Annotated in this window: 19 protein-coding genes; 13 read left to right on the top strand and 6 right to left on the bottom strand. The window is 56.9% G+C overall.

The window, feature by feature from the left end:
• The first annotated feature begins 47 nt into the window (after positions 1-47).
• Positions 48-1,484 (top strand): mannose-1-phosphate guanylyltransferase/mannose-6-phosphate isomerase, encoded by a 1,437-nt coding sequence (locus ACR0L9_RS11165; protein ID WP_170422831.1) that lies wholly within the window; start codon positions 48-50, stop codon positions 1,482-1,484.
• Positions 1,485-1,665: 181 nt separating this feature from the next.
• Positions 1,666-2,742, top strand: coding sequence for a DUF2793 domain-containing protein (locus ACR0L9_RS11160; RefSeq protein WP_170646939.1), 1,077 nt, complete (start codon positions 1,666-1,668; stop codon positions 2,740-2,742).
• 171 nt (positions 2,743-2,913) lie between these two features.
• Here ACR0L9_RS11160 and ACR0L9_RS11155 read toward each other — a convergent pair whose 3' ends face one another.
• The 3 genes from ACR0L9_RS11155 to ACR0L9_RS11145 are packed head-to-tail and all read right to left on the bottom strand — an operon-like array spanning position 2,914 to position 5,311.
• A complete protein-coding gene (locus ACR0L9_RS11155) occupies positions 2,914-3,993 on the bottom strand; it encodes a helix-turn-helix domain-containing protein (protein ID WP_480895670.1) in 1,080 nt (359 codons plus the stop codon).
• A gap of 59 nt (positions 3,994-4,052) precedes the next feature.
• Positions 4,053-4,790: a hypothetical protein gene (locus ACR0L9_RS11150; RefSeq protein WP_170611657.1), complete on the bottom strand. Its 738-nt coding sequence runs from the start codon at positions 4,788-4,790 to the stop codon at positions 4,053-4,055.
• Positions 4,787-5,311 carry an RNA polymerase sigma factor gene (locus tag ACR0L9_RS11145; protein WP_255612221.1) on the bottom strand — a complete coding sequence of 175 codons (525 nt, stop codon included), beginning with the start codon at positions 5,309-5,311 and terminating at the stop codon, positions 4,787-4,789. Before ACR0L9_RS11145 ends, ACR0L9_RS11150 begins: the two co-directional genes overlap by 4 nt.
• Positions 5,312-5,409: 98 nt before the next feature.
• Here ACR0L9_RS11145 and ACR0L9_RS11140 point away from each other — a divergent pair, with 98 nt between their 5' ends.
• Positions 5,410-5,991, top strand: coding sequence for a YceI family protein (locus ACR0L9_RS11140; protein ID WP_170611659.1), 582 nt, complete (start codon positions 5,410-5,412; stop codon positions 5,989-5,991).
• Between the two features lie 37 nt (positions 5,992-6,028).
• Here the strand turns inward: ACR0L9_RS11140 and ACR0L9_RS11135 are convergent, their stop codons facing one another.
• From ACR0L9_RS11135 to ACR0L9_RS11125, 3 genes are all read right to left on the bottom strand, one after another.
• Positions 6,029-7,051 (bottom strand): trans-3-hydroxy-L-proline dehydratase, encoded by a 1,023-nt coding sequence (locus ACR0L9_RS11135; RefSeq protein WP_480895669.1) that lies wholly within the window; start codon positions 7,049-7,051, stop codon positions 6,029-6,031.
• 63 nt (positions 7,052-7,114) lie between these two features.
• Positions 7,115-8,173, bottom strand: a complete 1,059-nt coding sequence (locus ACR0L9_RS11130; RefSeq protein WP_480895668.1) for an ABC transporter ATP-binding protein — start codon at positions 8,171-8,173, stop codon at positions 7,115-7,117.
• The gene (locus tag ACR0L9_RS11125; protein WP_170394450.1) at positions 8,170-8,964 is read right to left on the bottom strand and encodes an IclR family transcriptional regulator; all 795 of its coding nucleotides are present in this window, start codon (positions 8,962-8,964) and stop codon (positions 8,170-8,172) included. The genes ACR0L9_RS11130 and ACR0L9_RS11125 overlap by 4 nt, the downstream gene beginning before the upstream one ends.
• A 140-nt stretch (positions 8,965-9,104) precedes the next feature.
• Here ACR0L9_RS11125 and ACR0L9_RS11120 point away from each other — a divergent pair, with 140 nt between their 5' ends.
• From ACR0L9_RS11120 to ACR0L9_RS11075, 10 genes are all read left to right on the top strand, one after another.
• A complete protein-coding gene (locus ACR0L9_RS11120) occupies positions 9,105-10,364 on the top strand; it encodes an ABC transporter substrate-binding protein (protein WP_170394448.1) in 1,260 nt (419 codons plus the stop codon).
• 94 nt (positions 10,365-10,458) lie between these two features.
• The gene (locus ACR0L9_RS11115; protein ID WP_170394445.1) at positions 10,459-11,385 is read left to right on the top strand and encodes a carbohydrate ABC transporter permease; all 927 of its coding nucleotides are present in this window, start codon (positions 10,459-10,461) and stop codon (positions 11,383-11,385) included.
• A gap of 1 nt (position 11,386) precedes the next feature.
• Positions 11,387-12,235, top strand: coding sequence for a carbohydrate ABC transporter permease (locus tag ACR0L9_RS11110; RefSeq protein ID WP_170394442.1), 849 nt, complete (start codon positions 11,387-11,389; stop codon positions 12,233-12,235).
• A 22-nt stretch (positions 12,236-12,257) separates the two neighbouring features.
• Complete coding sequence (gene melA, locus ACR0L9_RS11105; RefSeq protein WP_480600417.1) at positions 12,258-13,598, top strand: alpha-galactosidase; 1,341 nt, start codon at positions 12,258-12,260, stop codon at positions 13,596-13,598.
• Between the two features lie 54 nt (positions 13,599-13,652).
• Positions 13,653-15,362 (top strand): IlvD/Edd family dehydratase, encoded by a 1,710-nt coding sequence (locus ACR0L9_RS11100; protein ID WP_480706229.1) that lies wholly within the window; start codon positions 13,653-13,655, stop codon positions 15,360-15,362.
• Entirely contained in the window at positions 15,362-16,129 is a 768-nt protein-coding gene (locus ACR0L9_RS11095; protein ID WP_170511963.1) for an SDR family oxidoreductase, read from the top strand. The genes ACR0L9_RS11100 and ACR0L9_RS11095 overlap by 1 nt, the downstream gene beginning before the upstream one ends.
• A gap of 4 nt (positions 16,130-16,133) precedes the next feature.
• Positions 16,134-17,027, top strand: coding sequence for a 2-dehydro-3-deoxygalactonokinase (locus tag ACR0L9_RS11090; RefSeq protein WP_480895667.1), 894 nt, complete (start codon positions 16,134-16,136; stop codon positions 17,025-17,027).
• On the top strand, positions 17,024-17,629 hold the full coding sequence (locus tag ACR0L9_RS11085) for a 2-dehydro-3-deoxy-6-phosphogalactonate aldolase (protein WP_480895666.1): 606 nt from the start codon (positions 17,024-17,026) through the stop codon (positions 17,627-17,629). Before ACR0L9_RS11090 ends, ACR0L9_RS11085 begins: the two co-directional genes overlap by 4 nt.
• A complete protein-coding gene (locus ACR0L9_RS11080; protein ID WP_480895665.1) occupies positions 17,626-18,486 on the top strand; it encodes an SMP-30/gluconolactonase/LRE family protein in 861 nt (286 codons plus the stop codon). Before ACR0L9_RS11085 ends, ACR0L9_RS11080 begins: the two co-directional genes overlap by 4 nt.
• Positions 18,483-20,396, top strand: coding sequence for a beta-galactosidase (locus tag ACR0L9_RS11075; RefSeq protein WP_480895664.1), 1,914 nt, complete (start codon positions 18,483-18,485; stop codon positions 20,394-20,396). The genes ACR0L9_RS11080 and ACR0L9_RS11075 overlap by 4 nt, the downstream gene beginning before the upstream one ends.
• The last annotated feature ends 7 nt before the right edge of the window (positions 20,397-20,403 follow it).

The raw sequence follows: 20,403 nt of genomic DNA, 5'->3' as shown, positions 1-20,403 counted from the left end.
TTTCAATTCAATAGTTTAAGCTAATAGGTTCAGAAGGGGCAGGCATTATGAGCATGGTCTATCCTGTAATTTTATGTGGCGGATCCGGTACTCGGCTTTGGCCGTTGTCGCGTAAAAGCTACCCCAAACAGTTTGTTCCGCTGATTGGTGAAACCAGCCTGCTGCAGCAATGTGCCGAGCGGTTGAAAGGCCCGACCGACACGCCTTACGCCAAACCTCTGATCCTGACCAACGAGGCTTTCCGCTTTGTTGTCCCTGAACAATTGATGGCCATCGGAGTCGATCCGGGTCCAATCTTGATCGAACCCGAAGGACGCAATACTGCACCTGCAGTGCTGGCCGCTGCCCTGCACCTTTCATCCATTGATCCCGACGGGATGATGCTGGTAGCCGCGTCGGATCACGTCATTCCAGACAGTGCGGCCTTTCACGAGGCCGTCACCGAAGGTGTCCGAACAATAGCCGAGCGTGGAGATCTGGTGACGTTTGGGATCACACCCGACCGACCCGAAACCGGATATGGCTACCTTAAGCTCGCCCAAGCACCGGACTCGTCAGGCGCTTCTGTGCAACTTGACCGGTTCGTTGAAAAACCCGATCTTGAAAACGCCAAGGCAATGGTGGCTGAAGGGAGTTATCTTTGGAACTCGGGCATCTTTTTGTTCGCGGTCCGAGATATCCTTGAGGCTTTCGACCAGCATGCACATGATCTAATTGCGCCCGTTCAGAAGGCGGTTGAGCATGCACAGTGTGATCTGGGCTTCCTGCGGTTAGATCCCGAGGCCTGGGCGACAGTTCAGGACATCTCTATCGACTATGCGGTTATGGAGAAGGCCGACAATCTCAGCGTTGTCCCTTATGCCGCCGGGTGGTCAGACGTGGGCAGCTGGTCTGCCGTACAAGAGCTGAGCAACCCCGATCCAGACGGCGTTGCAACTGCCGGCGAAGTGACCGCCATAGATTGTCGCAACGTGCTTGTGCGTTCTGAATCGCCCGCGCTAGAAGTTGTTGCAATGGGGTTAGAGAACGTAATCACCGTGGCTATGCCTGACGCGGTTTTAGTCGCCAGCATGGACCGGACGCAAGACGTCAAGCAGGCCGTCGCAGCATTGAAGGCAAAAGGCGCCAAGCAGGCGGTAGCATTGCCCGTTGATCATCGCCCTTGGGGATGGTTCGAAAGCCTCGTCATCGGCGATCGGTTTCAGGTCAAACGCATTCACGTCCATCCCGGCGCTTCGCTGAGCTTGCAATCGCATCACCATCGGTCCGAGCATTGGATTGTCGTGGAAGGCACCGCCGAGGTGACTATTGACGACAAGGTACAGCTCGTGTCTGAGAATGAATCCGTCTATGTGCCGCTCGGGGCCGTGCACCGGATGGTAAACCCAGGCAAAGTGCCAATGGTTCTTATCGAGGTGCAGACCGGGACCTATTTGGGTGAAGATGACATTATTCGCTACGAAGATGTCTACGCGCGTGACTGAGATCTGATTTCAAGAACTGATCCAAGTTTTGGGGCATCTGCAAGGCAGATGTCTCCATATTTCTGAGACCAAATCTTAAAATTTCGAAACCTGGGCGTTCGGCTGGGTCAGGCGGGATTTACGCACATCACGGCAGTGTAGCGCGCAATCATCATCGGACCGACACCACAGGAGGATGCCCATGCCACAGAACTCTCCCCGTCTAAATCTGCCCTATCTGCAACCCGCGCAGGCCCAAAAACATGTGACCCATAACGAAGCGCTGCGTGCGCTAGATCTGGTGGTGCAGCTAAGCGTTGCGTCCGTTAACGCGACTATCCCACCAGCTGCTCCTGATCAGGGTGAAACCTATGCATTGGGCACGTCTCCGACCGCAGCATGGTCCGGACAGGATGGAAAACTGGCGGCTTGGTTGGACAACGGGTGGCATTTCTTGACGCCCGACATGGGCTGGCGGGCTTGGGATCAAAATGCAGGGCTGTTGAAAGTCTGGGACGGGTCGGCGTGGATCGACCCGCCGGTCAATACACAGAACCTTTCCGGGATCGGCATCGCAACCGGATCAGACAGCACCAACCGTCTGGCCGTACGTAGCCCTGCCACCTTGTTGACGCATGAGGGCGCTGGCCACCAACTCAAGATCAACAAGGCTGGTGCCGGTGATACTGCCTCGCTGCTGTTTCAATCGAACTGGACCGGCCATGCCGAAATGGGCCTATCCGGCGATACAAATTTTTCAATCAAGGTCTCGCAGGATGGCGGAAGCTGGGTCGATGCTTTGCGGTTTGACGCCACAACCGGAACAGCCAGCGGAGCGGCTGTGCAAAGCAGCGCCGATGACACCACCTCGGGTCGCCTGATGCGGGCAGATTACGGGTACGGACCGGGCAATGTGCTGGGCACCGTATCCGAAAGCAGCGGCGTACCCAGCGGAGCGGTGATCGAGAGGGGCGGCAATGCAAATGGTGACTACACGCGCTTTGCTGACGGAACCCAGATTTGCACCGCCGTTCTAAGTGCGGTGGCCTGCACGACCGCAACTGGTAGTATGTTCGCCAGCGGTACCGCCAATTGGGATTTCCCTATTGCCTTTGCTGACAGCAGTTCTCCCGCTCTCAGCGGGAACGGCGGCGGTATTGGCCGATTTATGGGGTTTGACGCACCTTCAGAAACTCAAGCGACGTATCAGGTGATGGCTCCATCCTTGGACGCTACCAGTATAGCGCCAACAGTGATCGCAGTCGGTCGTTGGTACTGAATAAAGACCGTTCGGGCCATCGCCCGGACGGTTATCGTTCTTGCAAATTGGTTTCTGACCGATCCAGACAACACGCAAAGATCTGTCTTATCCTGTACCAAGATCGATACCAGGAACCCAGCTAACAACCCTATCATTTCACTCTTTGTGAAAGCGACAGATCAATGCCAGTTACAAGGCCGCCGTCCATACGCGATATCGACCCTGCCCGGTTACTTCGCGGATCAGCCCCCTATCGCTGAATTTGTCCAGATTTCGCTGTGCCGCTGCACGCGAGGCATGGGTCAGTTCTTCGGCCAGCGGGGCGGAAACCATCGGCCAAGCCGTTAATGCATCAATCAGCAAGGGTGGGGTTCGACCGCTTAGGTCCGAAATGGCGTCGCGGGCGCGCCCTTCCCAAGCGCTGATCCGGTCCAAATGCAGCAAAGCCGCAAGTGAGGCCTGGCCTGCCCCCTGAATCCAGGCCGAAAGTTTCTCGTCCAACGATCCTGCCCCCCGCAATGCACCTGGGCCCGACAGAGAAAGCGGCATGAACAATGCGCCACCTCGACCCATCGCGGCGGCATGGCGGGCCGCGATGACCGCGGCCTCGGTATCCTGTCCGATGCCAGGAGACAACGCGCGCCACGCGTGAAATCCGATGGCGGCCTGGGTAACCGGGTGCAAACCGGCGACATTTCGCATGGTTTCCGCCAGATCAATCACTGCTTCGGGTGTATCTTCGAAACCTTGGGCCTGACGGTCTAGAAAAGCGGTCAGCCCCGCATCCCAGCCGCCCTCTGATGGCGCAGCACCCGACGACAGCCGCCTCACTGCCCATCCCGCCCGATACAAAGCCTGCACATCATCACCGGTTGCTCCGATCCGCAAACCGGTCCAAAGCGCAAGGCGGTCGACGCTGATCCGATCGCCCGTCCACCAGCCCAGATCCGAGACCTCCATCAGGGCCAGACGGTGACCCCACCCCTTGGGACCCGCGCGCAAACGTTCATCCAGAGCTCCAAATGTCACGGCCAGATCGGCAAGTTCAGCTGATAACTCGGATTGGGCCGCACTCCAGTCCCTTGGGTCAAACAGCAAACGCTGGTCCGGTCTCGGTACAGAGGGCAGAAATTCTCCCGGGTCTTCTTCGCCGTCGGGCGGAAGGAACCACAAATCGTCGTCTTCCGGCGGATCGGCGTCATAGATGCTGCGCGGCCCTTCTTCCAAGGCCTCATCATCCGGGTCCGGTATCTGAGGGTTCGGCTTCATGTCGGGTATTCTTCGGGCATTTACCGCGGTTCACAAGTGGTTTTGCGGATTCTTGTCGCTCAGCCTGAGAACGCCTCGGTCAAAACACTTAGTTCTCCACTCAGGTCTGTTTGCGCATCTCCACCCAACAGCATATAGCCGTAGCCATCATTCGCCCATGTCGCTGTCGCAAGACCACTGAGCACCGCAAGGTTCACATCCTTGACCGGTGCTCCCGCGCCTTGCCGGATCACACAAAACGCCACCGGATTACCCTGGGCGTCAGCAAAGACCACCTGCACCAAAGGTTTACCTTTGAACGACAGTACCTGAGCACGTTTCAGATCAAGGCCCGGCAGAGTTTCCAACACGTCCCGGTTCAGTGAACGACCCAACTGAGCCTCGGCCTGAACAAACTGCGCGTCCAGCGTTTGCTGAGAATTGTCCAGATCGGCAATCGTGTCCGGTGAATAAAGCGATTGATAGATCGCAGCCTGCTCCGCCCAGCCCAATGCCTGTGGTCGCGTGGCCCAGAATGTTGCAGACGCAGCAATAACAGCAACTGAGGCTGCGACCGTCAGCAAACGGAGCGGTCCGGCATTGGATTGTTGAGCGCTCGGAATGGGCAGATCGATCGAAGGCGCCTCAGTTGGAATGCCTTCAAAAGCCTGCTGCACAACCTGGGCAAATGGGTCGAGCGCCATGAGACGGTGTTCGAGTGCAGAATCCTCGGCCACCGCGTCTTCGATGGCGCGGGCTTCGGCCTCATCGAGGCTGCCTTCCAGATAGGCCAGAAGTGTTTCGTCGGAAAACTTCATTTGCCACTCCGTTGCACGGTGTCAGCCGCATCGTGCTGCATAACGGTTTTCAGTTTCTGCCGGGCATTGGAAAGCCGGCTCATGATTGTGCCGATGGGTACGTCCAGCATATCCGCAGCTTCGCGGTAGCTGTAGCCTTCGACAAACACAAGCATTACCGTTTCACGTTGCGCCTCTGGCAGCTGCATCACTTGAGTAAACACCTGAGCGGCGAAAATATTCGTTTCTGAATCAGGCCCTGTCGCGACTAATTCCGCCTCGGGCGTGACTGAAAGCGCCTGCGCCTTTCTTACGGATCGCGCCCGTATCTCGTTCAGCCAGATTGAACGGCAGATCGTCATCAGCCAACTGTCCAGCCGTTCATACGAGGTGACCTGGTGGTGCTTCTCCAACGCACGCAATGCCGTCGCCTGCAACAGATCATCCGCAACGTCCGACGCACCCGACAAAGCCAGCCCAAACCGCCAGACCCGTTTCGAGTGGGTCTGGATTGCGCCGCGCACGGCTTGTTCGGTGCTCATCTCAACACTCATCGAATAAAACGCGACCTGTGTGTGTTTGCTTTGACATGGGACCGGGCCCGCTTGGTCAGAACTGTCATAGATCCTGGAGGAAAGAAATGAAACTTCTGTTCAAAACAATCACGATTGCGTCGGCTATTATTGCAGGCCCGGGTCTGGCTGCAGATTGGACACTAAACCCGGATGCGTCTCATCTGGCTTATGGAACGGTCAAGATCGATGATGTTGGAGAGGTCAATTCTTTCACCAACCTTTCGGGTCATGTCAGCGAAGATGGCAAGGTTAGTATCGATATCGATCTGTCGTCGGTCGAAACGAATATCGACATCCGTAACGAACGGATGATCGAGTATGTGTTTCGCAAAGCCGCGACCGCAACCTTGAGCGCGAATATTGATATGGACCAAGTGTCGAAGCTGGATGTGGGTGCCAGTAATACGATTGAGGTGGATGCGAAGCTGGCTCTGGCGGGGACCGAGGTGGAATTCTACACCGATATGTTTGTCCTGCGTGTGGCCGAAGATGCCGTCATGGTTTCAACCAACGACATGGTGTTCATCAGCACCGAGGATGCGGGCGTTTCGGTAGGCGTAGACAAGCTGATGGAGTTGGCACAACTACCCAGCATCACCCGCACCGTACCGGTGACCGCACGATTGATGTTCAGTCTCGAAGGCTGAAACCTAAGAAAAGTACGGGGTCGAATTTGGCCCCGGCTTATGCCCCCCAAGTGTCGCTTAGGCGATAGCCGCCAGGCCATGGGTCATCGGGGTCCAGCATGTGCTGGTGCGTACCCGTAATCCAGCCTCGCCCCGAGATTTCCGGGGTGATCGCCACGCGGCCGTTCAGATCATGCCGTTCTACGATACGGCAGCGAAATTCACTGTTGATGACTGAACGCGCGTGGTAGCGATCGGTCATCGTTATTTCTCCCTTGGCCAGCAAAACCGCCATCCGCGCTGAAGCACCGGTGCCACAAGGTGAACGATCCAGCTTACCCGGTTTGATGGCGACAGTATTACGTCCGATGAGAATATCGCCCTGACGATCGAGCGGGCCTGCAATCTGGCAGAACGAAATGTGGCTCCAGTCTTTAGTAGGGTGATCGAAGCCAAGCTGCTCATTGGCAGCATCGGTGATGCGCGCGCCAGTCCTTGCAAGATCAGCCCCTTCATCAGGGGTAAGCTCGAAACCCAGATCGGCGGCATCGACGATTGCAAAACTGTCGCCACCAAACGCGGTATCCACGCGCAACGTCCCGATGCCCTCAACCTCGATCCGGGCGTCCAGCTTGTCGACGAAACTTGGCACATTATGCACAAAGATACGTTCGGCCTTACCATTGCGGCATTCGGCGCGGACGCGGATCAACCCTCCTGGGGCTTCCAATGTCAGATGGGTTTCAGGCTCGTGCATCGGAAGAATGCCACTGTCCAACAGAACCGTTGAGACACAAATCGAGTTGGAGCCTGACATCGGTGGCGTGTCTTCCGGTTCCATGATGATGAACGCTGCATCGGCCTCGGGGTTTTTTGGTGGAACCAGAAGATTCACATGGCGAAAGACACCGCCGCGAGGTTCATTCAGCATGAAATCCCGCAATGTCTGGTCTTCAGCGATAAAGGTCCTTTGGTCCCATACCGTCTCTCCCGGAGGCGGAGCGACACCACCGACGATAACGTCGCCCACTTCGCCTTCAGCATGGGCCGAGATCACATGGATGGTTTTGGAACTGCGCATAAAGCCTCCGGAAAGCCGATGGATAATGCGCAGTCATGCAAAACAGATCCGGTCTGGCAAGCCCTATCGCAGCCGCTGACCCGTCTCGGGATCGAACAGCATCGCACGCTCAGGACGAACCGAAAGCCCGATGCGGTCACCCTTCGTACTGCGTTGGTCTTCCCGTTCTTCCACAATCAGCTTATCGCCATTTGGCGTCAGCAGATAAGAATATGAAACACCACCGAGCGCTTCGGTCAGATCAACTGTGCAGGTGTCACCGTTTCGATCCACCTGAATATGCTCGGGGCGAATACCCAATGTTACTTTCGTCGCTCCTTTGGGAACGCTCTCGGTGACCGGGACATCATCAGTAAGTGCAGGGTGCCGCACCATGCCGTCCACGATATCGCACTCAAGGAAGTTCATTGCAGGAGACCCGATGAAACCCGCCACGAACTTATTGTCGGGGTTGCGATACAGGTCCATAGGGGCTCCCACTTGCTCAATCCGACCGTCGCGCAATACCACAATCTTGTCGGCCATGGTCATCGCTTCAACCTGATCGTGCGTAACATAGATCATCGTCGCGCCGATTTCCTGATGAAGCCGCGCAATTTCAACCCGCATTTCCACGCGAAGTTCTGCATCCAGATTCGAGAGCGGTTCGTCGAACAGGAAAACCTCGGGGCCGCGCACAATGGCACGCCCGATCGCGACCCGCTGACGCTGACCGCCGGACAACGCTTTGGGTTTGCGTTTCAGATATTGATCGAGCTTCAGAATATTTGACGCTTCCTGAACCTTCTGGTCAATCTCGGCCTTGGCAACACCGTTCATCCGCAGACCAAAACCCATGTTCTCGGCCACGGTCATATGGGGATAGAGCGCGTAGGTCTGAAACACCATCGCCACTCCACGCTTGGCCGGATCCACATGCGTGACTTCGCGTGCACCGATATGGATTTCCCCGTCCGAGGTTTCTTCCAAACCCGCGATCATCCTCAACAGCGTCGACTTACCGCAGCCCGAGGGGCCCACGAACACGCAAAACTCACCATCTTCAATCTGCAGATCAATCCCGTGAATGACCTGCGTCTGGCCATACCGTTTGATCGCGCCTTTCAGGGTTACACCTGTCATGTTGCTTGCATCCTATTCTGTTGGCCCTCGGGGAACCGCCACGCCTGTGCTTCTGTGCCGATCTGTTCAGCGACGCGCCGGACGCGCGGCACCCAAGATTGCAATTGCTCGAAATCCATTCGCCCAGTCGATCCTGTCACCGATAGGGCCCCCAACATGCGGCCCCCGTTAGTCAGAATCGGGCAGGCAATGCAGATGATGCCGGGCTCATGCTCTTCATCATCAACTGCGTAACCGCGGCTGCGGATCTTAACGAGATCAGCCCGCAATGCCTTTTCCGAGGCCAAGGTCTTGTCAGTGAACCGATGAAAGCTTTGTTGCGAGATTGTCTTTTCCAACTGTGCCTCGTCCAAATAGGCCATCATCGCTTTGCCAACGCCTGTGCAATAGGCCGGGCCGACCTTGCCGGCCTCGGAATACATCTCAATTGGTCGTTGCGCGTTGCGCTTATCCACATAAAGCACCTGCCCGGAATCAAGTTGCGCCAAGTGCACGGTCTCCCCTGTCTCGGCGCTGAGAGCGTCCAGGAAAGGCCGCGCTATTGGAGCTAATGAGCTATGCGTCCATGCCGAATGCGCCAATCGCACCAATCGCATACCTGGCGAATAGGTCTGCCGTTCCGGTTCGTAGTGCAGCATGCCCTGATTGGTTAGTGACTGCAGAAAGCGGTATAGCGTCGCCTTGGGAAATTCACTGCGTTCCAGCAATTCCCCGAACCGCACCGGGCGTTCGAAGGCCGCGACCTGTTCCAGCACGTCACATGCTTTTCCTATTGTTCCGTCACCTGCCACGGGTGCCTGTTCTCCTCCACTTTCCCTCGGCTTTGGGCACGAGGGTCTTGACAAGAGTAGCCGAGTCGATGTGTAGTTTTCAATATATAAAACAAGGTTTCAATATTTGAGACCAATATGGAAGCTTAAGGGAGGAAACTATGCATTCCATGTTCAAGCGCACAGCGGCTGCTTTGGCTGCCAGTGTGGCACTTGCTGCGCCCGTCGCAGCAGAGCTGACCGGCGAGCTGCGAATCTTCCTCGATACGTCCAACCCGGCGCCGCGCGCGACGATGGAAGCGATGATCGAGCGATTCGCGGCCGAACATCCCGGTCTGGAAATCGAAACCACCGTGATCGACCGTGAGGCCTACAAGACCCAGATTCGCAACTTCCTGACGGCTGACACGCCAGACGTTGCCACCTGGTATGCAGCCAACCGGATGAAGCCTTATGTTGAAGCGGGTCTTTTCGAAGACGTCTCGGACCTGTGGGCTGAACCTGAAATCGCCGACAATCTGGCCTCGACCAAAGGTGCGATGACCATTGATGGCAAACAGTGGGGCGTTCCGTACACCTACTATCAATGGGGCGTTTATTACCGCAAAGACATCTTTGATGAGCTGGGTCTGACCGAGCCGACCACTTGGGAAGAAGAACTGGCCAACTGCCAGAAGATCGTCGATTCCGGCCGCGCCTGTTATACCATCGGCACCAAGTTCCTGTGGACAGCAGGTGGCTGGTTTGACTACCTGAACATGCGCACCAACGGGTTCGACTTTCACAATCAACTCGCAAATGGCGAGATCAGCTGGGAAGACGACCGGGTTAAGCAGACCTTCGCCAACTGGAAACAGCTGATCGACATGGGCGCATTCATTGACAACCACCAGACCTATAGCTGGCAAGAAGCCCTGCCCTTTATGGTCAACGGTGAGGCCGCCGCCTATCTGATGGGTAACTTCGCTGTGGCTCCGCTGCGTGAAGCAGGCCTAACCGACGATCAGTTGGACTTCTATCAGTTTGTCGCCATCAACCCCGATGTTGAACTGGCTGAAGACGCGCCGACCGATACGTTCCATATCCCAGCCAATGCCTCAAACAAGGAAGCCGCGCGTGAGTTCCTGCGTTTCGCAGTCTCTGCGGACGAACAGACCGAAATCAACAACGGTGCAAACCTCGGCCAGTTGCCTGTGAACGCGCAATCCGCAGTGGACGACGACAAGTTCCTGCAGCAGGGCTTTGTCATGCTATCGTCTAACAGCCCCGGCGGTGTTGCACAGTTCTGGGACCGCGACGCACCAGCGGAAATGGCAAAAGTGTCGATGGAAGGCTTCCAGGAATTCATGGTCAAGCCGGACAACGCTGACAAGATTCTGGCCAAGCTGGAACGTGCGCGCGAGCGCATCTACGACAACTAAGTCTTGTCCAGGGTCGGGCTGAAGCCCGGCCTACACCTTGCACAATAGTAGGGCGGGCTTCAGCCCGCCTTCTCCCACCAGATCCGAGATGCCCATGACCGCTGCCGTTGACGCCCCCGAGCAAGAAAGCTGGTTCCACAGAAACCAACAGCGCATCGCGCCCTGGCTGTTTTTGGCTCCGGGTCTGTTGTTCTTCATGGTCTATGTGATCATCCCGGTCTTTCAGTCTTTCAATCTGTCTCTTTATGAATGGGACGGTTTAGGTGCAGCTGAATATGTCGGCTTTCGAAACTATGAAGATCTGTATTGGGAATGGGTGGACCGCGACGCTTTCTACATCTCGCTCAAGAACAACCTGATCTGGCTGATCCTGTATCTGGCCGCAATCCCTGCAGGCTTGTTTATCGCACTGTTCCTGAACCAGACGGTCTGGGGCATCCGCCTCTACAAGTCTTTGTTCTTCTTTCCCTTCGTCATCTCTCAGGTCGTCGTTGGGCTAGTATTCACATGGTTCTACGACCCAACCTTTGGCCTGCTAAATGAATTCCTAAGCCTCTTTGGCCTCGGTCCACTGAACGTGCTGGGGGATGAGCGCTTCGTAACCTACGGCATTATCTTCGCAGGTCTATGGCCACAAACGGCCTATTGCATGATCCTCTACCTCACCGGCCTGAACGCCGTCGACCCCGAACAGATCGAAGCCGGGCGTCTGGACGGCGCAAAAGGTGGGCGAATGCTGTGGCACATTATTCTGCCGCAGCTGCGCCCGGCAACCTTCATCGCATTCGTTGTGACAATCATCGGCGCGCTGCGCAGCTTTGACCTGATCTCGATCATGACACAGGGCGGTCCTTTTGGTTCGTCCCGCGTGCTGGCCTACTACATGTTCGAGGTCGCGCTGTCCGAATACGGCTTCCGCATGGGATATGGCGCAGCTATCGCTGTGATCCTGTTCCTGATTATGCTCTGCTTCATCGCCTACTTCCTGTGGTCGATGTACCGCGAAGAAAGGGGGCACTGAGATGTTTCCCAAACCGATCGAAAAACAACCCCGTGCGGCACAGATCACTTATCAGGCGATGTTGCCTCTGGCACTGCTACTATGGCTGGGGCCCCTTTTGGCGGTCGCACTTTTCTCGGTCAAACCAGCCGCAGACTTCACCAATGCGAATTACTGGGGGATGCCGTCCAGTTTTGAGGGCGCGTTCAACTATGGTCAGGTCTTTTTCAATTCGGATATGCCACGTTACTTGATGAACTCGTTCCTGATCACCGTACCAACGGTAATCGGGGCCGTTGCACTCAGTTGCATGACAGGCTTCGCGCTGGGGATCTACAAATTCAAATCGAACCTCTGGATCTTCTTCATGTTTGTGGCGGGCAATTTCGTACCCTTCCAGATCCTGATGGTCCCCGTGCGCGATCTCACGCTGGAGTTGGGCCTTTACAACACCAAAACAGGGCTTGTGCTATTCCACATCGCCTTCCAGACAGGGTTCTGCACGCTCTTTATGCGCAACTTCATCCGCGCCCTGCCATTCGAACTGATCGAGGCCGCACGGGTTGAGGGCATTAGCGAATGGCGAATCTTCTGGTACGTCGTTCTACCGCTGATGAAACCGGCCATCGCCGCACTCAGTGTCCTGATTTTCACCTTCATCTGGAACGACTATTTCTGGGCTGTTGTCCTGACCCAAGGGGCCGAAAGCCAGCCCGTGACAGCCGGGATCACCAGCTTTAACGCGCAATTTCGCGCTGCTTATCAGTTGATGAGTGCCGGTTCTATAGTGGCAGCCCTGCCGCCGGTTGCCATGTTCTTCCTGATGCAGAAACACTTCATCGCGGGCCTGACCCTCGGTGCCGTAAAATAACGTCAAACCAGAGGTTTACCTCATGACCAAGATCACCTTTGTAGGTGCAGGTTCCACGATCTTCATGCAGAACATCGTGGGCGACGCCCTGCTCACCCCTGCCCTTGCAGACAGCCACTTTGCGCTGATGGATATCGATCCGGTGCGCTTGGCCGAAAGCGAAGCTGTGGCCAAGGCCATGATCCGCTCAGTCGGCACGGGTGCAACCGTCTCAACCCACACGGATCGTCGCGCGGCGCTGGACGGCGCAGATTTCGTGATCACTGCCTTTCAGGTTGGCGGGTATGAGCCATGCACGGTGACAGATTTTGAAATCCCAAAACAATATGGCCTGCGTCAGACTATCGCCGATACGCTGGGTGTTGGTGGCATTATGCGCGGCCTGCGCACTGTGCCCGTTCTGTGGGGCGTCGCGCAGGACATGATGCAGTTGTGCCCCAACGCAACGCTGCTGCAATACGTGAATCCGATGGCCATCAACACCTGGTCTCTGGCTGAGCGCTTCCCTAATCTGAAACATGTCGGCCTGTGCCATTCTGTCCAGAACACGGTCGAAGAACTGGCGCATGATCTAGACCTGCCCAAGGCGGACTTTCGCTACAAAGTTGCCGGTATCAATCACGTCGCGTTCTTCCTCAAGCTCGAGCATGAAGGCCGCGATCTGTATCCGGCTTTGCGTCAGGGCTATCGCGCCGGGCATTTACCCAAGCCTCCGCTGCTAATGCCGCGCTGTCCAAACAAAGTCCGGTACGAAGTGATGGACCATCTTGGATACTTCTGCACCGAAAGTTCCGAGCATTTTGCAGAATACGTTCCTTGGTTCATCAAAGACGGTCGCAATGACCTGATCGAACAGTTCAGCATACCGCTGGACGAATACCCGACCCGCTGTGTCGAGCAGGTGGCCAATTGGAAGGAACAGGCCAAGACCCTGACAGATGGTCGGAACATTGAAGTAACCCGAAGCCATGAATTCGCCGCCGACCTTATGAACGCAATCGTGACAGACACGCCGTACACAGCCTACGGCAACCTGCCAAATACGGGTCAGATTCCGCAATTACCCCTAGGTGCAACGGTTGAAACGCCGTGTCTGGTTGACTCGAATGGCGTCCAGCCTTCCGTGGTCACGGATATCCCGCCACAACTGATCGCGTTGATGCGGACCCAGATCAACGTACAAGAGCTAACGGTTCGCGCGCTGACCGAAGAAAACCCCGAATACATCTATCACGCCGCAATGATGGATCCCCATACTGCGGCCGAGCTGGATCTGCGCCAAATTCGCAGCCTCGTCACCGATCTGCTTTCTGCCCATGGCGATTGGCTGCCAGATTGGTGCCGTCCAGCCCGCGCAGCTTGATCTTCCTCTTCTCAAAAAACACTCAATTCCAACGCCAGACAGACAGAGCTAATAATGACCAAGAAACGCCGTTCACAGCATTGGTACGGAAAACTTGATAAGGACGGGTTCATTCACCGGTCCTGGATGAAAAACCAGGGCTTTCCGGATCACGCTTTTGACGGGCGCGCCATCATCGGCATCTGTAACACATGGTCGGAACTGACGCCCTGCAATTCGGGCCTTCGTGATCTGGCCGAAGGCGTGAAACGAGGCGTGTGGGAGGCAGGCGGCTTTCCAGTGGAATTCCCCGTTATGTCGCTGGGCGAGACCCAGATGAAACCCACCGCCATGCTGTTTCGCAACCTGCTGGCGATGGATGTCGAGGAATCGATCCGCGCCTATGGTATCGACGGCGTTGTCCTGCTGGGTGGATGCGACAAGACCACCCCGGGGCAGCTGATGGGTGCAGCCTCGGTCGATTTGCCGTCCATCGTGGTTAGCTCTGGCCCGATGCTGAACGGCAAATACCGGGGTCAGGATATCGGCTCGGGCACAGATGTCTGGAAGTTTTCCGAGGCTGTTCGTGCCGGAGAAATGACACTTCAGGATTTCATGAACGCTGAATCAGGCATGTCGCGTAGCGCGGGCGTGTGCATGACTATGGGCACCGCTAGTACCATGGCCTCATTGGTTGAGGCGATGGGCATGTCGCTGCCCACCAACGCCGCCCTGCCTGCCGTTGATGCCCGCCGCATGGCACTGGCGCATCTGACCGGCAAGCGCATTGTCGAGATGGTGGACGAGGACCTCAAGCCATCAGATATCCTGACCAGGGAGGCGTTTGAGAATGCCATCCTCGCCAATGCAGCCGTCGGAGGATCGACAAACGCAGTGGTCCACCTGTTGGCACTTGCAGGTCGCGTGGGTGTCGACCTGACGTTGAAAGACTTTGAAATCGGATCGGAAATCCCCCTGCTGGTCAATTGCATGCCTTCTGGCAAATACCTGATGGAGGATTTCTGTTATGCAGGCGGTGTGCCAGTGGTTCTGAGCGAACTCAAACCTTTCCTGCGCCCGGCAAGAACAGTTCTGAACAAGGACATCTCGGCCCACTGTGAAGGGGCTGAGTGTTTCAACACAGACGTCATCCGCCCATTTGACGATCCGGTAAAACCCGCCGCAGGCCTGCGGGTTCTGCGCGGCAATCTTGCGCCCAACGGGGCAATCGTGAAGCCTTCGGCGGCCACAGATGCACTGCTGGAAACCGAGGCCGAAGCATACGTTTTTGAAAGCATCGAAGATCTGAAAGCCAATATCGACCGCGACGACCTACCAGTTACACCTGAGACCATTCTGGTCCTCAAAGGTTGTGGGCCCAAGGGCTATCCAGGGATGCCCGAGGTTGGGAACATGCCGATCCCGGCCAAGCTGGTCAAAGACGGCGTACGCGACATGATCCGGATCTCGGACGCGCGTATGTCTGGTACTGCATTCGGGACAGTTATCCTGCATGTCAGCCCTGAGGCTCAGGCCGGTGGTACGTTGGCGTTGGTCAAAACCGGTGACCGTATTCGCGTGTCCGCCAACAAGGGCGAGCTGCAGCTGCTGGTCGACGAAAAGGAACTGGACGCCCGCCGCGCCCTGTGGCAACCGGACGATCCGCATTACTCGCGCGGGTATGCGAAGCTTTATATCGACCACGTGTTGCAGGCTGATCGCGGCGCGGACCTTGATTTCCTTGTGGGCAAAGACACGCGCCTAGTGACGAGAGAGAGCCACTGATGGATCAACCTGCTACATTTCAAGACCTCAACGGAGCCTCTGTTTATATCACCGGCGGCGGTTCGGGCGTTGGTGCAGCGTTGACTGACGGGTTCATGGCCCAAGGGGCTAAAGTTGCCTTTATCGGTCGGTCAGATGCCGGTGAATTTGTCGAACAGATGCGTGACAAGCACGGCCGCGCCCCCTTGTTCCTACAGGGTGACATGACTGATACCGAGCTGTTGCACGCCACCATGGCCAAAGCAGCTGAAGCCCATGGCTCGATTAAAGTGCTGGTCAACAACGCCGCGAATGACAAGCGGCACTCACTTGAAGAAACTACAACCGAGTTCTGGGACTGGATGATCGAAGTCAACCTAAAGGCCTACTATTTTGCCTGTCAGGAAGCCGCGCGACAGATGAAGGACAAAGGCGGTTCGATCATCAATTTCAGTTCGATCAGTTACCTGATGGGGAACGCAGGTTATCCAATCTATACAAGTTCAAATGCGGCAATCACCGGCATGACACGCTCGTTGGCGCGTGAACTTGGGCCACATAAAATTCGCGTCAACGCGCTGGCACCGGGATGGGTTCTGACACAGAAACAGCTGGACATGTGGGCCACACCCGAAGATCTGGCTGCGCATATGGATCGCCAGAGCCTGAAAGAGCATCTGACGCCCGAAGACATGATCGCACCAACCCTGTTTCTGGCTTCAAGCGCAAGCCGTGCAATGACCGGGCAGTGCATGGTGGTTGACGGCGGCGTGGTAGGAACGGGGTGACGCTATGAATGTCGAGTGGATCGCTGTTGACTGGGGAACATCTCATCTGCGGGCATGGGTCATGCAAGGTGATAGCGTTTTGGCACAGGCCGCGTCGTCAGATGGTATGTCCCGCACAGCCGGCGGAGGTTTTCAGGCAGCCCTGCTAGCTTTGATCGAAGATTGGCTGCCCGGGCAACCGGTAGATGTGATCGCCTGCGGAATGGTTGGGGCACGGCAAGGTTGGGTCGAGGCCCCGTATTCCGCTGTTCCGTCCGAACCAATCCCGATCGTACCATTCCGTGTTCCAAACACCGATCCGCGCATTCGGGCCTTCGTTGTTCCGGGGCTGAAACAGACCAGCCCTCCCGATGTGATGCGCGGCGAAGAGACTCAGATCGCGGGGTTCCTCAGCACGCATCAGAATTGGGACGGTGTGATTTGCCTGCCCGGTACTCATACGAAGTGGGCCCAGATCAGTGCCGGAGAGGTGGTCAGTTTCCGAACCTTCATGACCGGCGAGTTGTTTGATCTGCTGCGCGGGCAATCCGTTCTGCAGCATTCAATTGACGAGGGCTGGGACGACGCGAGTTTTACCGAAGCGGTTGCCGACATGCTGTCGAAACCCGAGCAGCTGGCAGCGCGCCTATTCGGGCTACGGGCCGCTGATTTGCTGCACGGTCAAAGCAAGAGCGTTGCACGCGCCCGTCTTTCAGGGTTCCTGATTGGCGCCGAGCTTGCCGCATCGCGGCCCTATTGGCTGGGCCAACAATTGGCGATCATCGGCTCGGAAAGTCTGACCAAGGCCTACGCGACCGCCCTGCAGCAACAAGGTGCCATGGTCGAAACCGCAGACGCCACAATCGCAACACTTGCAGGTCTGTCTCAGGCCCGAACATTAACGAGGCAAACCGCATGAGCCGCCCAATCATCGCCATTCTGCGCGGGTTAACCTCTGACGAGGCGCTACCGGTCGGTCACGCCCTGCTGGAAGCGGGAATTGACCGGATTGAGGTTCCGCTGAACTCTCCCGATCCGCTGGAAAGTATCCGAGTTCTCGCCTCGGAGATCGGGGACCGCGCGCTTATTGGGGCGGGTACTGTATTGACCCCCGATCAGGTTGACGCGGTTGCCGATGTCGGGGGCAAACTGATCGTTTCGCCGAATTGCGATGTGTCCGTGATCCAACGCTCTGTCGCGCTTGGGCTGCAAAGCTGGCCGGGTGTGTTCACGCCGACCGAGGCCTTCGCAGCGCTCCAGGCCGGGGCTACAGGGTTAAAACTTTTCCCCGGTTCGCTCGCAGGTCTTGCAGGGTTGGCTGCGCTACGCCCTGTTTTGCCGACGGGCGCTCAGGTCTTTGCGGTGGGCGGTGCGGGCCCCGAGAACTTTGGAGCCTGGATCGAGGCCAGCGCCGACGGCTTCGGAATTGGGTCTGCGCTCTATAAGCCCGGAATGTCAGTTGGAGATATAGCAAACCGTGCCCGGCAAATCGTTGCCGCCTATGATGAGGCCGTTGGATGAGTCAGGTCTATGACGACCGCCCCTGCGAATTAGGCGAGGGGCCATTGTGGCACCCTGAACGGCAACAGCTTTTCTGGTTCGATATCATCGGCAAACGACTGATGACGCGAGAAAATGAACAAGCGCGTAGCTGGGCGTTCGATGAACATGTCTCAGCCGCAGGATGGGTAGACCGTGACACTTTGCTGATCGCGTCGGAAACCGGCCTGTGGCGATTTGGGCTTGAGAGTCGAGCCAAAGATTTGATCGCCCCGCTTGAGGTCGACAATCCGGTGACTCGATCCAATGATGGGCGCGCCGATCCTTGGGGCGGGTTCTGGATTGGCACCATGGGCAAACAGGCAGAAGTAGGCGCAGGTTCGATCTATCGCTATTGGAATGGCGAGCTACGGCCATTGGTCCGAGATATCACCATCTCAAATGCAATCTGCTTTGCGCCGGACCAATCCTGCGCCTATTGCAGCGATACCGCCACCAAGCTGGTCATGCGTTGGGAACTGGACGCGCAGACAGGCTGGCCCATAGGCAAAGCGGCGGTCTTCCTTGACCTGCGCAGCGAAGATCTGAACCCGGACGGCGCTGTGGTTGATCGCTCCGGAAACATCTGGATCGCCCAATGGGGTGCCAGCCGGGTCGCAGCCTATACGCCCAGCGGTCAGTTCCTGAAAGCTGTCGTCTTCGATGCCAAACACACTTCGTGCCCGAGTTTTGGTGGTGATGACCTGACTACACTGTTCTGCACCACCGCCCGCCAAGGGCTGGACGCGGACACCCTTGCAAGAACGCCGACGAATGGCATGACACTCACCGCGCCAAATGTGGCGCAAGGTCAAGCTGAACACAGAGTTATACTATGAAGCCGGAACTTGGCGTTTGCTATTACCCTGAACATTGGCCCGAAGAAAACTGGGCTCAGGACGCCGCGCGCATGGTCGAGACTGGCTTGAAATGGGTCAGGATCGGCGAATTCGCCTGGAGCCGAATGGAACCCACTGCTGGAGACCTGCAATTCTACTGGTTGGATCGCGCGATTGAAACCTTGGGTGCGGCAGGGCTGAAGATTGTGCTGGGCACCCCGACGGCAACACCTCCGCGATGGATGCTGGACAAGCATCCCGACATGCTGGCTGTGGATGCTGATGGCAATCTACGCAAGTTCGGCTCACGCAGACATTATTGCTTTAGTCACACCGGCTATATCGACGAATGCAAGCGGATCACGAAGATCATGGGTCGGCGCTATGGCCGCAACCCGTATATCGCTGCTTGGCAAATCGATAACGAATATGGCTGTCACGATACGACGCTCAGCTATAGTGCTGCGGCGTTGTATGCTTTTCACCGCTGGCTGGCGGACCGATACAACTCGATCGACGCGTTGAACGATGCCTGGGGGAATGTGTTCTGGTCGATGGAATATAACAGCTTTGATCAGATCGAGCTGCCGAACCAGACCGTGACCGAGCCCAACCCGGCACACGTCTTGGCGTTTCGCAGGTTCAGTTCGGATCAAGTGGTGGCGTTCAACAAGGCCCAGGTCGATGCGCTGCGGCCGCTAACGGATCAACCATTGCTGCACAATTACATGGGGCGTGTGCTGGAATTCGATCATTTCGATGTAGGCAGGGATTTGGACATCGCGACGTGGGACAGCTATCCGATTGGCTTCTTGTCGGATCGGTTGGAAGTGGACGAGCCGCACAAGACTGCATTTCTGCAGCAGGGTGATCCGGACATGCAGGCCTTTCACCACGACCTATACCGCGCCGTCGGTCGAGGCCGTTGGTGGGTCATGGAACAGCAACCCGGTCCAGTGAACTGGGCCCCCTACAACCCGGCACCCCTGCCCGGCATGGTGCGTCTCTGGTCGCTTGAGGCGGTGGCCCATGGGGCCGAAGTGGTCAGCTATTTCCGCTGGCGGCAAGCGCCATTTGGGCAGGAGCAGATGCATGCCGGTCTACTTACCCCGCATGGCGACGAAGCACCCGGTTTGGCCGAGGCGCGTCAGACCGCCGATGATCTGGCCGCGATAGGCACGGTTCAGCCTATCCATGCGCAGGTTGCTATCGTCTTTGATTATGCATCTGACTGGGCCTGGACAACGCAGCCTCAGGGCGCGGGGTTCGATTATTTCCGGCTCGTATTCTCTGCCTACCGCGCGCTGCGGCGCGCTGGGTTGTCGGTGGATTTCGTGCCTCAGGACGAGGTCGGCAAGGAGCACTATAATCTGATCCTAGCACCGGGCTTGGCTGCCCTAGGCGATCTTGAACAAAGGCTAATACAAGGGTGTGATCTTGCTGTTCTGGGACCGCGCAGCGGGGCAATCACCGCAGATTTTCAGATCCCTGATTCGGGGCGCCCAGGTCTTGATGGCCTCAGCAGCCATGTCGATCTGATCGAAACTTTGCCACCCGGCGTAACCCGTATTGTCGAAGGGGGTGGTGCTGCGGAACATTGGGTTGAGCGCTTGTCAGGCTCCGCGCAAAAATTGCTTTCTTTCGCAGATGGCACTGCGGCGTTGCATGGCGGTGCCGGTCTTTGGTATTTGGCGGGGTTCCCCGATGAGGCCCTTTGGGATCGCGTCATAGCCATGGCGGCCCAGAAAACGGATCTGGCGCTCCATCCGATGCCCAAAGGGCTGCGGCGGCGCGAGACGCAGTCGCACGAAGCGCTGATCAACTATAATGCGCATTCAGTGACATGGGACGGCCAGCAGATCGAGGGATGTGATGTCCTGTTCAGGACGCGCGGTTCATATAAACGTTAATCTAGAT

The organism is Ruegeria sp. I3, from assembly GCF_056532525.1.
This window is presented reverse-complemented; position numbering and strand designations above follow the sequence as displayed.

Bases quoted from the DNA above. Each gene is read 5' to 3' on its own strand.
- ACR0L9_RS11120 (WP_170394448.1), top strand. From the start codon at position 9,105: ATGCATTCCATGTTCAAGCGCACAGCGGCTGCTTTGGCTGCCAGTGTG.
- ACR0L9_RS11140 (WP_170611659.1), top strand. From the start codon at position 5,410: ATGAAACTTCTGTTCAAAACAATCACGATTGCGTCGGCTATTATTGCA.
- ACR0L9_RS11145 (WP_255612221.1), bottom strand. From the start codon at position 5,311: ATGAGCACCGAACAAGCCGTGCGCGGCGCAATCCAGACCCACTCGAAA.
- ACR0L9_RS11150 (WP_170611657.1), bottom strand. From the start codon at position 4,790: ATGAAGTTTTCCGACGAAACACTTCTGGCCTATCTGGAAGGCAGCCTC.
- ACR0L9_RS11165 (WP_170422831.1), top strand. From the start codon at position 48: ATGAGCATGGTCTATCCTGTAATTTTATGTGGCGGATCCGGTACTCGG.
- ACR0L9_RS11115 (WP_170394445.1), top strand. From the start codon at position 10,459: ATGACCGCTGCCGTTGACGCCCCCGAGCAAGAAAGCTGGTTCCACAGA.
- ACR0L9_RS11100 (WP_480706229.1), top strand. From the start codon at position 13,653: ATGACCAAGAAACGCCGTTCACAGCATTGGTACGGAAAACTTGATAAG.
- ACR0L9_RS11110 (WP_170394442.1), top strand. From the start codon at position 11,387: ATGTTTCCCAAACCGATCGAAAAACAACCCCGTGCGGCACAGATCACT.
- ACR0L9_RS11155 (WP_480895670.1), bottom strand. From the start codon at position 3,993: ATGAAGCCGAACCCTCAGATACCGGACCCGGATGATGAGGCCTTGGAA.
- ACR0L9_RS11095 (WP_170511963.1), top strand. From the start codon at position 15,362: ATGGATCAACCTGCTACATTTCAAGACCTCAACGGAGCCTCTGTTTAT.
- ACR0L9_RS11090 (WP_480895667.1), top strand. From the start codon at position 16,134: ATGAATGTCGAGTGGATCGCTGTTGACTGGGGAACATCTCATCTGCGG.
- melA (WP_480600417.1), top strand. From the start codon at position 12,258: ATGACCAAGATCACCTTTGTAGGTGCAGGTTCCACGATCTTCATGCAG.
- ACR0L9_RS11075 (WP_480895664.1), top strand. From the start codon at position 18,483: ATGAAGCCGGAACTTGGCGTTTGCTATTACCCTGAACATTGGCCCGAA.
- ACR0L9_RS11130 (WP_480895668.1), bottom strand. From the start codon at position 8,173: ATGACAGGTGTAACCCTGAAAGGCGCGATCAAACGGTATGGCCAGACG.
- ACR0L9_RS11080 (WP_480895665.1), top strand. From the start codon at position 17,626: ATGAGTCAGGTCTATGACGACCGCCCCTGCGAATTAGGCGAGGGGCCA.
- ACR0L9_RS11160 (WP_170646939.1), top strand. From the start codon at position 1,666: ATGCCACAGAACTCTCCCCGTCTAAATCTGCCCTATCTGCAACCCGCG.
- ACR0L9_RS11135 (WP_480895669.1), bottom strand. From the start codon at position 7,051: ATGCGCAGTTCCAAAACCATCCATGTGATCTCGGCCCATGCTGAAGGC.
- ACR0L9_RS11085 (WP_480895666.1), top strand. From the start codon at position 17,024: ATGAGCCGCCCAATCATCGCCATTCTGCGCGGGTTAACCTCTGACGAG.